Below are 12,610 nucleotides of genomic sequence, written 5' to 3' on the forward strand. Positions count from 1 at the left end.
AAGGTGAATGGCGTCGGACGAACGTCCGATGCGCGACTGCCCGACCCATGGAATAACGTCGTTCTGTAATGCGCATGGAATCGATGACGATCCACGCGGGAGGAGGCGGCTTACTCTTATGCCGTCGAATACGAACGATTGCTGCGTCAGTGGGTAGGGAGCAAGAAAATGCGCTCGGATATCGGCATTGCTATCGTTGGATTTGTCCTGACGTTGTCGGTCTCGGTAGAAGCACATGCATCGTGCACAGGGCCGAGGAGTATGAAGGGAATCTGGAAGGGTAACGACACAGGTACCTACTTTGTCGCGCAACGCGGAAATACTGTTTGGTGGTTTGGACCGAGTAAAGAGCGGAACTTTGCCAACGTTTTTCGAGGCACGCTACGTGGCGACATCATTGACGGCGAATTTTCGGATGTTGCCGGTGGCTTCAATTTTGCCGGTCCGCTGCGTCTCCAAATTGTGAGAGGCTTCGGTAACTCGATAGCTTCGTTCAAGAAGGTGAGCGGCGGATTTGGGGCGAGCCATTGGTCTTTCCCGTGTGATGATCAAAGCCTGATCCCTGCACGAGAATAGCGAAACGCTGAAATTGCTATGGGGGCCACCCCGATTTCCCTCTACCGCTCGGAATAGGGCGTGCCATCCTTGTGCACGAACCGGCCGTCGGCGTTGGAGCTCATCATGTCGACGTCCGAGCAGATGGTGACGTCGGCTGGCGAGCGCGAGCCGACTTCGAGATAAACCGCCATTGCGCCCGACTTGTTGACGAGGTGATGGCCGTTGCCGGAGCCTTTCGGAAACGCCGCGCAATCGCCGGCGCGCAGCACCGTATCGCCGCCATCTTCAATCAGCGTCAGTTCGCCTTCGAGCACATAGACGAATTCGTCTTCGTCCGAGTGCCAGTGGCGCTGGCTCGACCAGTTGCCCGGCGGCAGGTGCATGAGATTGACCCCGAAGTCGGTGAGGCCGCCGGCATTGCCCAATCGCTGCCGCACGCGTTCGGCACAGGCGGCGTCGAATGGCGGCGGGTAGCCGGAGCCCTTGCGTTTCGGGACAGTGGCGATATCGATCTTGGGCATGAGGTCCTTTCCATGACACCCGAGGCCGCACTGCTTGCTCAACGCTGACACGTCAACCGCGCAAGATGTCCTGATCGGTAGATTAGGAAAAGATCACTGGTGTAGTGGAAATACTCGCCCGTGAAGTCCTTGGTTTTGAATCTGAGTTGAATCCTGTTGTTGCTGACGACCGTAGCGCGCTGCGGGCCATTCCCGGTGTCGATCGAAATCGGCGGACCGAGGGCAAGCGTCACGCTTTTTGACGACGGCGCCGATCCAGTCGGATCGAACAGGGAGCCGCTGCAGGTGAGAGAGGCAGGCTGAGCAACGGCAGAAGCAATCATCGAGGCGAGGGCTGACAGAATTATCAGAGGCGTTCTGAACATTCATGGCTCCAAAGAAAAGAATTCAGGAATCGCGGCGGGGCTTGCAGGGGCGCAGCATAGTAGGTGGCATCCGGCTTTGCTAGCAACGGTTGTGGTTGCCAAATCGCACGTCAAATCAGCGGATCCGATCATGCCGCCACCGTCAGGCTGCAGGAATTTTTGGGACGGGCGCTTGCGCCTGCACGCTGGTGGCGGCGAAGCACCGAGGGGGCAGCGCACTCCCTTTAGGTGCGGGACGCCTTAATCGTTTGACGGGAGGAACGGCAGAACCGGCACGTCAATGCCGATGGCCAATTCGAGCACCGCGCCGATCGCAGCGATTGCCGCGCACAATTCAAGCAGGACGAATGCGAACAGCGCGCTCAGCCCAATAACTGCGTTCTTGCGGCCGTTCCACATGATATCACCTGCAATCCTGGCTCTCGGAGAGAAAGCTCGATTTAGCCCGGTCGGGTCATAAGCCGGAAACCTGGTACGGTAAACTCGCTTACCATCGCGGCCACCAAGCTCAAGACGAGCCTGATCTTAACCTAACCGATCAACCTTAACGTCCGTGTAGCGGGGCCGCGAGGTGCTTTTGCTGCCGCTTCAGCATCCGCGGCAGATCGATCCGATCATCTTGTCGACTTTGGCGTCCTCGCGATCGAGCGAGGGATCGGTGCCGAGCAGCGGGCCTTTCTGGGGACCGTTGGCGATGCCTTCGGACGAAAGTGCGGTTCCGAGCGAGTTGGTGCCGGGCGTGGTGGGGCTGGTTCCAAAAGCGCCGCCGGTCACCGGCAGGCCGCCGCTTGTGGGCAGGCCGCTGCTCATGGGCATGCCTCCGTGCATCCCCATGCCACCCATACCGTGCCCCATGCCGCCTCCGCCGCCGCGTGCGAATGCTGCGGTGGTCGAAAGGCCGACGGCGAGGGCGATACAGAGGAGGGATAGTTTCTTCATGGCGAGACTCCTGTCTTCGCGAGACGGCTGGGCCAGCCCGTCCGGCCGGCGCCAGTAGAAGTGAAGTAGGTGTTGTGGTGCCGCGCGAATGCGGTCTCGCTCATCAAATCCTTTGGCGCGAACCATCCCGCCGGATCGCGGCCGTGAGAGCGACGGCAATGCCGTTCGTCATTCTCAACGATTTGTAATCAAGGCCTGGCTGTGAGCGGCGATAGCCGCTTCCTCATCGGTCGGGACTACCAGGGTTGCAACACTCGCCGTCTTCGCACCGATCCTGAGTTCATTGGCGCTGTTGGCGCGATCATCGATCTCCACGCCGAGCCAGCCAAGGCCGGCGCAGATCCGCTTCCGCACCTCGGGGCTGTTCTCGCCGATCCCGGCGGTGAAGACGATCGCATCCAGGCCGCCCAGGCTGTGGGTCATCGCGGCGATTGCCGCCCCCGCGCGGAAGGCGAACAGTTCGAGCGCCTCGGCGGCACGCGGATCGTCGCTCGTGGTGAGCACGCGCACGTCGGCGCTGATCCCGGACACGCCGAGCAGTCCGGACTCGTAATAGAGCACGTGCTCGATCTCGTCGGCCGAGAGCCCACGCTGCTGCTGCAGATAGAGGGGCAGGCCGGGATCGATCGCGCCGCAGCGCGTGCCCATCATCAGCCCGTCCAGAGTCGTGAAGCTCATCGTCGTATCGATGCTGCGCCCGTCGCGCATCGCGCACAGGCTGGCGCCGCTGCCGAGATGGGCTGTCACGATCCGCCCCGTCGCCAGATCCGGCGCGATTTCGCGTAAGCGGCGGGCGATGAACTCGTAGGAGAGCCCGTGAAAGCCGTAGCGGCGCACGCCTTCCTGTTCGAAATGCCGCGGCAGCGCAAAGCGGCTCATGGGCGGGGCGACGCTGTGGTGAAAGGCGGTATCGAAGCAGGCGACCTGCGGCAGGTCCGGCCGCAGCTTCTGCATCGCCTCGATCGGCGCCAGACAGACCGGCTGGTGCAAGGGCGCGAGCGGGGTGAGCTCGCGCAGCGCCTGCAGGATGGCCGGCGTCACCTGCACCGGTTCAAAGAATTTCAGGCCGCCATGAACGACGCGGTGACCGACCGCGACGAGAGTTCCACCGGCGAGGAATTCATCGATCCAGTGCAACAGATCCGAGAAGAAGCGCTCGTCGTCCGCTTCCGCCGCGGCGTGCCGCTCGAACAGCACGTTGCCGTGGAGGTCCTTCACGACCATCTGCGGCTGATGCTGATGATGGTCGAGCATGCCCTTGCACAGCAGTGCGGGATCGCCTGAGCCGCCGCTCGCAAACAGCGCCAGCTTGATCGTGGACGATCCCGCATTGAGGACGAGGAGGGCGTTTGGCATCTTCTTCAGCCTCAACGCTTGTGATCGGGCATCAGTCGCCGGCGTTCGCGGCCGTGCCGTACGGCCAGGACCAGTCGCGGATATCGGGCATGTCCTCGCCGTGCTCGCGGACATATTTGCCGTGCTCGATCAGCCGGTCGAGGCAATGCTGCTTCACGGCTGCCGCGGAGGCCGCAAGTCCCGGCACGCGGTTGATGACCTCGATCGCCAGATGGAAGCGGTCGAGCTCGTTGAGCACGACCATGTCGAACGGCGTCGTCGTCGTTCCCTCTTCCTTGAAGCCGCGCACATGGATGCCGGAGTGGTTGGTGCGCGCATAGGTGAGGCGGTGGATCAGATAGGGATAGCCGTGATAGGCGAAGATCACCGGCTTGTCGCGGGTGAACAGGGTGTCGAAGTCGCGGTCGGTGAGGCCATGCGGATGCTGCTCGCGCGGCTGCAGGGCCATGAGGTCGACGACGTTGACGACCCTGATCTTGAGCTTGGGGATCTGCTTCCGGAGAATGTCGACAGCGGCGAGTGTCTCCAGCGTCGGCACGTCGCCGGCGCAGGCCATCACCACGTCGACGTCGTTATCCGGTGTTTCCGTTCCGGCCCATGGCCACGCGCTGATTCCGGCCTCGCAATGAACTGCGGCCTCCTTGATCGTCAGCCATTGCGGCGCTGGTTGCTTGCCGGCCACGATGACGTTGATCCGGTCGTAGGTGCGCAGGCAATGGTCGGTGATCCATAGCAGCGAGTTGGAATCCGGCGGGAAGTAGACGCGGACGATGTCCGCCTTCTTGTTGGCAACGAGATCGACGAAGCCCGGATCCTGGTGGCTGAAGCCGTTGTGATCCTGCCGCCAGACATGTGAGGTGAGCAGATAGTTCAGCGAGGCGATCGGGCGCCGCCAGGGCAGGCCGCGGGAGACCTTCAGCCATTTGGCGTGCTGATTGAACATGGAATCGACGATGTGGATGAAAGCCTCGTAGCAGGAGAACAATCCGTGTCGCCCGGTGAGCAGATAACCCTCGAGCCATCCCTGGCAGAGATGCTCGCTCAAGACCTCCATCACCCGGCCGTCCCGGGACAAATGGACGTCGTAGGGCTCGATCTCCTCCATCCAGACGCGATCGGTCGCTTCGAACACGGCATCGAGCCGGTTGGAGGCGGTCTCGTCCGGACCCATGATGCGGAAATTGCGCGTGCTTTCGTTGCGCTTCATGACGTCGCGCAGGAATTTGCCCATTGTGCGCGTTGCTTCATCGATCACGCCCCCGGGCGTCGTGATCTCGATCGCGTAGTTGCGATAGTCGGGCAATTCCAGTTCGCGCCTGAGCGTGCCGCCATTGGCATGCGGATTGGCGCCCATCCGCCGCGCGCCGTTCGGCGCCAGTTTCTGCAATTCCGGAACCAGCCTGCCTTGCTCGTCGAACAGCGTTTCCGGCTGGTAGCCGCGCATCCATCGCTCCAGTATCGCGAGATGGCCTGGATTGCTGCGGACTTCGGCAATCGGCACCTGGTGCGCGCGCCAGAACCCTTCCACCCTGAGGCCGTCGACTTCCTTGGGTCCGGTCCAGCCCTTTGGGCTGCGCAGCACGATCATCGGCCATCGTGGCCGCTCTTGTGATGGCGATACGCCTCGCGCGGCCTGCTGGATGGCGCGGATGCGATCGGTCGCCGCATCCAGCGTGGCAGCCATCTGCCGGTGCATTGTCGCGGGATCCTCGCCCTCGACGAACATCGGCTCATGGCCGAAGCCCAGGAACAGATGGCGGATTTCCTCGTCGCTCATCCGCCCGAGCACGGTCGGGTTGGCGATCTTGTAGCCGTTCAGATGCAGGATCGGGAGCACCGCGCCGTCGCGCGCAGGGTTGAGAAACTTGTTCGAATGCCAAGAGGCGGCGAGCGGGCCGGTCTCGGCTTCGCCGTCGCCGATGACGCAGGCAACCAGAAGATCGGGATTGTCGAATGCCGCGCCATAGGCATGAGCGAGCGCATAGCCGAGTTCGCCGCCTTCATGGATCGAGCCAGGTGTCTCCGGCGCGGCGTGGCTCGGGATGCCTCCGGGAAAAGAGAACTGCCGAAACAGCTTGCGCAGGCCGTCGACGTCGCGCGTGATGCTGGGATAGATCTCGGTGTAGCTGCCTTCGAGATAGGTGTTGGCGACCATGCCGGGCCCGCCATGACCGGGGCCGCAGATATAGATGACGTCGAGATCGCGGTGTTTGATCACGCGATTGAGATGGGCATAGACGAAATTCAAACCGGGCGTCGTGCCCCAATGGCCGAGCAGGCGCGGCTTGATATGTTCCTTGCGAAGCGGCTCACGGAGCAGGGGATTGTCGAGCAGATAGATCTGGCCGACCGAGAGGTAGTTGGCGGCGCGCCAGTACCGATCAAGGAGATCGAGTTCGGCGCTATCGGGAACGGCGGACGGGCTGCTTGCATCTTGCATTGAACGCCTCGTTGTTTCCTGGCGACGATTGCCAATCGTGACGGCTTTTGCTGGACGCGCTACTGTCTATTTCTGCGCGGTACGGGTGTTGAGCCAAATCAACCGCATCCAGCCATCATCAATCTGGCGCCATGCGCATGCGCCAGCCGCGCCATCTGTTCGACGACAACGAGCGCGGATCGGCGCCGTTCCGGCGCACGAAATGTCAAATTATAGCGGCGGCGTTTGACAAAACTGCGATGCCGCGCTTTTGAGCAGAGGCGTGCGCCCCAAGCCCGGTAGGATGCGTCGGCGCTACCGGCTGGAGATCAGTTTCAGCGGAGGCTGGAGGGTCGCTTCGAGTTCCACCCGCAGGCGCTGGACTCGGGGGTCGCTCGATCGCTCGGCGCAGACCGTGTACTGATGGACGGATTGAGCCAGCGCCCGCCGCTCCGCCGCGGTCTTCGACACCGAGGCGAGCTTGAGCACGATGGCGCCCAGGTTCACCAGCATTTCGTCGAGCGTCCGGTCGATCTTGTCGAGCTCGTTCGTCATCCGCACTCCTTGCACGTCAATGAAGGCTGGTGAATGACGTTCCTGTGGCAACATCGGTAAGGCTAACCATTGGTAAAAGGTTCGCCGTGTGTGTCCGTAGCCCGGGTTGCGCTGCGCTCCACCCGGACTACGAGATTTCTGCTGACGTTGCAGGGATCGGCGTACTGATCCAGAATTTCATCGAGGAAACCCGAGAGGACAGACCATGGCGCGCAAACTGATCGACATCTCCGTCCCCCTGCAGAACGATGTGCCGGCCGATCCGCCGGGCAACCATCCGACCATCCAGTATATCGACCACCAGCAGGGCCTGCCGCGGATGCTGGAATTCTTCCAGGGGTTACGAGCGGAAGATCTACCGGACGGGCAGGGCTGGGCGGTCGAGCAGGTCAATCTCTCCACCCATAACGGCACGCATCTGGATGCGCCCTGGCACTTCCATCCCACGATGAACCGCGGCGAGCGCTCCTGGACCATCGACGAAGTGCCGCTGGAATGGTGTTTCCAGCCGGCCGTCAAGCTCGACTTCCGGCATCTACCGGACGGCTATGTCGCGAGCGCCAAGGATGTCGAGGAGGAGCTCATCCGCATCGGCCATACGCTCAAGCCGCTCGAGATCGTCGTCGTCAACACCAGCGCCGGCGCAAAATTCGGCCGGCCGGATTATGTCGTCTCCGGCTGCGGCATGGGCTATGAGGCGACGATGTATCTGTTGGAGCGCGGCGTGCGGCTGACCGGCACCGACGGCTGGAGCTGGGATGCGCCGTTCGTCTACACCGCGAAGAAATATGCCGAGACGAGGGATGCCAGCCTGATCTGGGAAGGCCACAAGGCCGGCCGCCACATCGGCTATTGCCACCTCGAGAAGCTGCACAATCTCGAACTGTTGCCCTCGACCGGCTTCATGGTGTCGTGCTTCCCGGTGAAGATCGAGCGCGCTTCCGCTGGCTGGACGCGGGCGGTCGCGATCCTCGAGAGCTGAGCCGCGAGAGCTCTCTTGCCAAAAGAAAATCAGGTGCGCCGTTTCCGACGCACCTGATTTTTCCTTTGATCTAGTGCAGTAGCGTCGGGCTAACGCTACTACCTGCAGACGCGAACGCCGCGCGGGGTCCACCAGCAGCGCGGGCCACCATAGCCGCCGTAGTAGCCGTAGCCGCGGGGATACCAGCCACGGCGATAACCGCCGCGATAACCCCATCCGCCGCGACCGCGACCCCAACCGCCGCGTCCGCGATACTGCGCCTGCGCCGACGAGGTGGTCGCGCCGACCAGAATCGCCGAGGTGCTGGCGACATAGACGAACAGCAATGCCACCGCGGCAAGGCAGCGCGTCAGGAAATTGTAGCGTTTAACCATTCAGTAATCTCCCGGTCACTTCCAGACATCCAAACAATCCGAACTGTCTTGCTTAGACGTTTGAGACAGCCACTAGTTCAGATGCACTAAGACAAAATTTTGTCGAACGTTCTTGCGCTTCGCAAAAACTCTATTGGGCGTGTCGGGGGAGGTCAAGTTATAGTCCCGCTTGCAGAAATGCATCGTTTGTCTTGCCGTTCATCCGTCGTTCATCTTGTTCATCTTCGTCGTATCCAATGATTTGTGCGCCGCCGAACCATGGCGACAAAGATTCCGACAAAATCTCGCAGAGAACTTGATGTCGACACGATCGCGTATCCTAAGCCACGCGATGATTCCCGCCTGACGAGTCCCCATGCCCAAGCAGCACACCTACGTCCTCGGCCTCAACACCTACGATCATGACGTCAGCGCCTGCCTGTTGCGCGACGGCGCGATCGCCTTTGCGATCGCCAAGGAGCGGATCACGCGCGAGAAGCACGCGTCCGGATTCTACAAGGAGGCGATCGACTATTGCCTCAAGGCCGAGGGCATCACGCTCGATGATGTCGATCTGGTCGTCAGCAATTGCTACATCCTGCCGGTGCCGGAGTTGGAAGAGCGGCTGATCTATCAGGACATGGCCGGCTTTCTTCCGTATCCCGAGCGGCAGGAAGCGTCCAAACATCCGCTGTTTCGTTCGACCTCGGGCAAGGTGGTATCGCTCTCCCACCATCTGGCGCATGCCTACAGCGCATTTGCGGTGTCGCCGTTCGATGAGGGTGTGGTGATGGTGGTCGACGGCGTCGGCAACTATCAGTCCGACGTCATGGAGCAGTATCCGAACGCGGATGCGGCGTCGCCGCTGGCGCGTGAATCCGAAAGCTACTACCGGTTCGAGGGCGAGAAGCTGGAGTGCCTGAAGAAGGTCTTCATGGAGCCTTCGCGCGGCATGCTCAGCGACGAGTTCTACAATATGCCGGGCCTCGGCGCGCTCTATAGCCGTGTCTCGTCCTACGTGTTCGGCGACTGGAACAAGTGCGGCGAATTGATGGGCCTTGCCCCCTACGGCCGTCGCGAGCAGGTCAAGCATCTCCTCGACATGAGCGACGGCAAGTTGCACGTGCCGCCATGGACCAGCGAATTCAATCAACCCTATCTGCTCGACAGCGGCAGTTGGGACAAGAGCCCGGCGATGCGTCACTGGGAGGACATCGCCTGGCGCGTGCAGGACGACACCGAGAACGTGCTGCTCGCCCGCGCGAGCTGGCTGCGCGAGACCACGGGCGCCAAGAACCTCTGCATCGCCGGCGGCGTCGCGCTGAATTGCGTCGCCAACGGACGGATTGCGCGGGAAGCCGGCTTCGAGAACGTCTGGATCCAGCCGGCGGCGGGCGACGACGGCACCGCGATCGGCTGCGCTTATTACGGCTGGCTCGAGATCCTGAAACAGCGGCGCAACTTCGTGATGGAGCACGCTTTCGTCGGCAGGCCTTATAGCGAGGCGGAGGTCGCGGCCGCGCTGCAGAAGTTTTTGGTGCGCGTGCAGGTGGACGCGAGGCGCAGCGACGATATCTGCCGCGATACCGCCAAGCTGCTCGCCGACCAGCGCGTGATCGGCTGGTTCCAGGGGCCGTCCGAGTTCGGGCCGCGCGCGCTCGGCAATCGCAGCCTGATTGCCGATCCGCGCCGGGCAGAGATGAAGGACATCCTCAACAGCCGCGTCAAACACCGGCAGGCGTTCCGCCCGTTTGCGCCGCTGGTGCTGGCCGAGCGAATGACGGAGATCTTCGAAGGTGAGGAGGATTCGCCGTTCATGCTGATCGCCAAGCCGGTCCGTCCCGAGTGGCGCGACAAGATTCCGGCCATCGTCCATGTCGACGGCTCGGCGCGCGTGCAGACTGTGCGCGAGGCGACCAATCCGAGGCTCTACCGGCTCCTGAAGGAGTTCGAGGCGCTGACCGGGGTGCCGGTGCTGATCAACACCTCCTTCAACGTCAAGGGCGAGCCGATCATCGAGACGCCGGAGGACGCCGTGAACTGCTTCCTCGCCACAGGGGTCGACAACCTGATCCTGCACGACACGATCGTGTCGAAGGGCCGGATGCACAAGGTCGTCGCGCCGCTGGTCAGGACCTATGGCGATGTCGCCAGCATCGTCGCCTCGACTGCCCCGCCGCCGAGTTGAGATTACCTCGTCCCGCTTGCGGGGAGAGGTCGGATCGCATCGTAAGATGCGATCCGGGTGAGGGGGGTCTCCGCGAGTCAGACTCTCACCGTTTTTGCGGAAGCAGCCCCTCACCCCAACCCTCTCAGGGCGAGCTCTGCTCGTCCCGGCCCCGTGAAGAACGGGGAGAGGGAGAAGATGGCGCTACGTCGCCTTCGCCGGGGTCGGTGGCGTCTTCGGCAGCGGCTTGTCCTGCCGTTTCGACCAGGAGATGTAGTAGGCCACGATCGTCATGATCGCGATGCCGGTGACGCTGACGAAGATCTGCGCGAGCAGCGAGCCAGAGCTCATCGACAGCTCGAAGTGCCCGACAAAGGACAGGAACACGCCGACACAGAACACCGCGAGCGACTGCTGGCCACAGACGATCAGCGGATCGAACACCTTCCATTCCAGTGCCGCCCAATCCTTCGGGATGAAGCGGATCACGAGGATGACGATCACCGCGAAGTGGATGAAGCGGTAAGGCGCGAGGTTGGTCTTGTCGTTCGGGTTGAAGGCTGAATAGAGCCAGTCCGGGAACATGGCGCCGAAATCCGGGAAGCGGCCGGCCATGGTCATGATCAGCGCGAAGATCATATAGGCGACGCAGAACCAGAGCGTGTAGGGCGAGTTGATGATGTTGGCATTCTGCCGCGCGCCGCCGAGTGCGCACCAGGCGCCGAACACGAACAGAACCTGCCAGGCGAACGGGTTGAAGTACCAGACGCCGGCCGGATAGGCCGGCAGGTTCCACCCCACCTGGCGCGACACCAGCCACAGCGCGATCGAGGCGAGCATGGTCAGGTTCGGTTGCCGCAGCATGAACCAGAGCACCGGCGGGAACAGGCCCATCAGCACGATGTAGAGCGGCAGCACGTCGAGGTTGACCGGCTTGAACTTAAGGAACAGGCCCTGGCGCAGGGTCTCGGTCGCGTTGTCGACGAGGCCGGCGACGTTGAATTCATTGATCAGGTTGGAATCGCCGAAGCGCAACGCCAGGTAGCTGATTGCGGCGATGTAGATCACAAACAGGATGATGTGGGCGACGTAGAGCTGCCAGACGCGCTTGGTCAGCCGGGTCGCGCCGACGACGAAGCCGCGCTCCAGCATCATCCGGGCGTAGACGAACGAGGCGGTATAGCCGGAGATGAAGACGAACAGGTCGGCGGCGTCGCTGAAACCGTAATTCCGCGTGGTGATCCAATTCACCACATTGTCGGGGATATGATCGAGATAAATCGCCCAGTTCGCGACCCCGCGAAACAGGTCGAGCCGGAGATCGCGTCCCTTTTCGGGCAGGGTGGCGTTGATTTTCATGGGTCCCGCTTCGAAGTGATGCTTTCGAGAAGGCCGCGCCGCGAGACATTCGAGCCCATCCGCGGCCAGATTGTCACAGCGCGGTAGAATGGCTATACCGGACGGAAAGGTAACATCCGGGTTCAGGAATCACCCATCACATCCGTGAAAGGTGTCTGTATACTATCCCGGGCGTTCCCTCCACACGCTCCATGTCGCACAATCCCCGAAGGTTCGACGATCCATGACGACAGCTCGCATTTTTAAGCCCGCCAAAAACGCGATGCAATCGGGGCGTGCCAAGACCAGGGAATGGCAGCTCGATTACGAGCCGGAACAGCCGCGGATGGTTGAACCCCTGATGGGCTGGACCTCGTCCGGCGACATGAAGCAGCAGCTCACGCTGCGCTTCCAGACCAAGGAAGAGGCGATCGCCTATTGCGAACGCAAGGGCATCCCCTACCAGGTGCTCGAGCCGAAGGAATCGCTGCACCGGCAGATCGCCTATGCCGACAATTTCTCGTTCCGCCGCGGCGAGCCCTGGACGCACTAACTAACTAGCAGCATGTAAGCGTGCTCTCACAGCGCCCGTAGCAGCGAATATTTGCCGACGATGCGGCCGACCCGCTTCCTCGTGCCGAACAGCATGATCCCGAGATATTCGATGCTATCCGGCGCAAGGCCGCTCATCATGCGCCGGAATTCGCCGTAGTCGTTGGTCTCTTGTCCCTGCACGGGGAAGTCGACGATCTCAATTCCCGCCTCGGCCGCCTTCTGCCGGATTCGCGGCAAATCCTCCTTCGGCGCGCCCAGCACGGGAATTCCGATCGGGATCAGTCCCGCATGGGGATTGCCCGCGGCATCGATCAGCGCATCGCCGACGAGGTGAGGGTGGCGGGCGCCCATCGTCAGGGCCATCACGGCGGCGGCGTTGGCGGCCTTGCCAAGCGGCAACCCCGCATCGATCACCGCCACGCAGCGTTGCGGCTCGGACGCGCCTTCCTCGGCATTGCGATCGGCAGGATGCGACATCACCAACCCCGCTGTACAAGTAACT

14 protein-coding genes are annotated in these 12,610 nt (G+C 62.1%); 4 read left to right on the top strand and 10 right to left on the bottom strand.

The window, feature by feature from the left end; genetic code table 11:
• Positions 1–168 precede the first annotated feature (168 nt).
• The gene (locus AC5ZGW_RS23760) at positions 169–576 is read left to right on the top strand and encodes a hypothetical protein (protein WP_130225700.1); all 408 of its coding nucleotides are present in this window, start codon (positions 169–171) and stop codon (positions 574–576) included.
• 41 nt (positions 577–617) lie between these two features.
• Here the strand turns inward: AC5ZGW_RS23760 and AC5ZGW_RS23765 are convergent, their stop codons facing one another.
• The 7 genes from AC5ZGW_RS23765 to AC5ZGW_RS23795 form a co-directional block, all read right to left on the bottom strand.
• Complete coding sequence (locus AC5ZGW_RS23765) at positions 618–1,079, bottom strand: cupin domain-containing protein (RefSeq protein WP_130225701.1); 462 nt, start codon at positions 1,077–1,079, stop codon at positions 618–620.
• A 38-nt stretch (positions 1,080–1,117) separates the two neighbouring features.
• Entirely contained in the window at positions 1,118–1,444 is a 327-nt protein-coding gene (locus AC5ZGW_RS23770; protein WP_130225702.1) for a hypothetical protein, read from the bottom strand.
• Between the two features lie 240 nt (positions 1,445–1,684).
• On the bottom strand, positions 1,685–1,843 hold the full coding sequence (locus AC5ZGW_RS23775; RefSeq protein ID WP_165435192.1) for a hypothetical protein: 159 nt from the start codon (positions 1,841–1,843) through the stop codon (positions 1,685–1,687).
• Positions 1,844–2,032: 189 nt separating this feature from the next.
• Positions 2,033–2,383 carry a hypothetical protein gene (locus AC5ZGW_RS23780; protein WP_028166795.1) on the bottom strand — a complete coding sequence of 117 codons (351 nt, stop codon included), beginning with the start codon at positions 2,381–2,383 and terminating at the stop codon, positions 2,033–2,035.
• A gap of 174 nt (positions 2,384–2,557) precedes the next feature.
• On the bottom strand, positions 2,558–3,739 hold the full coding sequence (locus tag AC5ZGW_RS23785) for an acetate/propionate family kinase (RefSeq protein ID WP_130225703.1): 1,182 nt from the start codon (positions 3,737–3,739) through the stop codon (positions 2,558–2,560).
• Positions 3,740–3,770: 31 nt separating this feature from the next.
• Entirely contained in the window at positions 3,771–6,179 is a 2,409-nt protein-coding gene (locus tag AC5ZGW_RS23790) for a phosphoketolase family protein (RefSeq protein ID WP_130225704.1), read from the bottom strand.
• 294 nt (positions 6,180–6,473) lie between these two features.
• Positions 6,474–6,713, bottom strand: coding sequence for a hypothetical protein (locus tag AC5ZGW_RS23795; protein WP_130225705.1), 240 nt, complete (start codon positions 6,711–6,713; stop codon positions 6,474–6,476).
• A gap of 205 nt (positions 6,714–6,918) precedes the next feature.
• Between AC5ZGW_RS23795 and AC5ZGW_RS23800 the strand changes: the two genes are divergently transcribed.
• Positions 6,919–7,695 (top strand): cyclase family protein, encoded by a 777-nt coding sequence (locus tag AC5ZGW_RS23800; protein WP_028166799.1) that lies wholly within the window; start codon positions 6,919–6,921, stop codon positions 7,693–7,695.
• 98 nt (positions 7,696–7,793) lie between these two features.
• Here AC5ZGW_RS23800 and AC5ZGW_RS23805 read toward each other — a convergent pair whose 3' ends face one another.
• Positions 7,794–8,069, bottom strand: coding sequence for a hypothetical protein (locus AC5ZGW_RS23805; RefSeq protein WP_130225706.1), 276 nt, complete (start codon positions 8,067–8,069; stop codon positions 7,794–7,796).
• A 355-nt stretch (positions 8,070–8,424) separates the two neighbouring features.
• Between AC5ZGW_RS23805 and AC5ZGW_RS23810 the strand changes: the two genes are divergently transcribed.
• The gene (locus AC5ZGW_RS23810; RefSeq protein WP_130225707.1) at positions 8,425–10,236 is read left to right on the top strand and encodes a carbamoyltransferase family protein; all 1,812 of its coding nucleotides are present in this window, start codon (positions 8,425–8,427) and stop codon (positions 10,234–10,236) included.
• Positions 10,237–10,419: 183 nt separating this feature from the next.
• Here AC5ZGW_RS23810 and AC5ZGW_RS23815 read toward each other — a convergent pair whose 3' ends face one another.
• On the bottom strand, positions 10,420–11,574 hold the full coding sequence (locus tag AC5ZGW_RS23815) for an OpgC domain-containing protein (protein WP_028166802.1): 1,155 nt from the start codon (positions 11,572–11,574) through the stop codon (positions 10,420–10,422).
• Positions 11,575–11,797: 223 nt separating this feature from the next.
• Between AC5ZGW_RS23815 and AC5ZGW_RS23820 the strand changes: the two genes are divergently transcribed.
• Positions 11,798–12,106: an ETC complex I subunit gene (locus AC5ZGW_RS23820; protein WP_035691450.1), complete on the top strand. Its 309-nt coding sequence runs from the start codon at positions 11,798–11,800 to the stop codon at positions 12,104–12,106.
• 26 nt (positions 12,107–12,132) lie between these two features.
• Here the strand turns inward: AC5ZGW_RS23820 and AC5ZGW_RS23825 are convergent, their stop codons facing one another.
• A complete protein-coding gene (locus AC5ZGW_RS23825; protein ID WP_130225708.1) occupies positions 12,133–12,585 on the bottom strand; it encodes a DUF2000 domain-containing protein in 453 nt (150 codons plus the stop codon).
• Positions 12,586–12,610 lie beyond the last annotated feature (25 nt).

This window comes from Bradyrhizobium sp. Crot121, assembly GCF_059512385.1.

Bases quoted from the DNA above. Each gene is read 5' to 3' on its own strand.
- AC5ZGW_RS23760 (WP_130225700.1), top strand. From the start codon at position 169: ATGCGCTCGGATATCGGCATTGCTATCGTTGGATTTGTCCTGACGTTG.
- AC5ZGW_RS23765 (WP_130225701.1), bottom strand. From the start codon at position 1,079: ATGCCCAAGATCGATATCGCCACTGTCCCGAAACGCAAGGGCTCCGGC.
- AC5ZGW_RS23770 (WP_130225702.1), bottom strand. From the start codon at position 1,444: ATGTTCAGAACGCCTCTGATAATTCTGTCAGCCCTCGCCTCGATGATT.
- AC5ZGW_RS23775 (WP_165435192.1), bottom strand. From the start codon at position 1,843: ATGTGGAACGGCCGCAAGAACGCAGTTATTGGGCTGAGCGCGCTGTTC.
- AC5ZGW_RS23780 (WP_028166795.1), bottom strand. From the start codon at position 2,383: ATGAAGAAACTATCCCTCCTCTGTATCGCCCTCGCCGTCGGCCTTTCG.
- AC5ZGW_RS23785 (WP_130225703.1), bottom strand. From the start codon at position 3,739: ATGCCAAACGCCCTCCTCGTCCTCAATGCGGGATCGTCCACGATCAAG.
- AC5ZGW_RS23790 (WP_130225704.1), bottom strand. From the start codon at position 6,179: ATGCAAGATGCAAGCAGCCCGTCCGCCGTTCCCGATAGCGCCGAACTC.
- AC5ZGW_RS23795 (WP_130225705.1), bottom strand. From the start codon at position 6,713: ATGACGAACGAGCTCGACAAGATCGACCGGACGCTCGACGAAATGCTG.
- AC5ZGW_RS23800 (WP_028166799.1), top strand. From the start codon at position 6,919: ATGGCGCGCAAACTGATCGACATCTCCGTCCCCCTGCAGAACGATGTG.
- AC5ZGW_RS23805 (WP_130225706.1), bottom strand. From the start codon at position 8,069: ATGGTTAAACGCTACAATTTCCTGACGCGCTGCCTTGCCGCGGTGGCA.
- AC5ZGW_RS23810 (WP_130225707.1), top strand. From the start codon at position 8,425: ATGCCCAAGCAGCACACCTACGTCCTCGGCCTCAACACCTACGATCAT.
- AC5ZGW_RS23815 (WP_028166802.1), bottom strand. From the start codon at position 11,574: ATGAAAATCAACGCCACCCTGCCCGAAAAGGGACGCGATCTCCGGCTC.
- AC5ZGW_RS23820 (WP_035691450.1), top strand. From the start codon at position 11,798: ATGACGACAGCTCGCATTTTTAAGCCCGCCAAAAACGCGATGCAATCG.
- AC5ZGW_RS23825 (WP_130225708.1), bottom strand. From the start codon at position 12,585: ATGTCGCATCCTGCCGATCGCAATGCCGAGGAAGGCGCGTCCGAGCCG.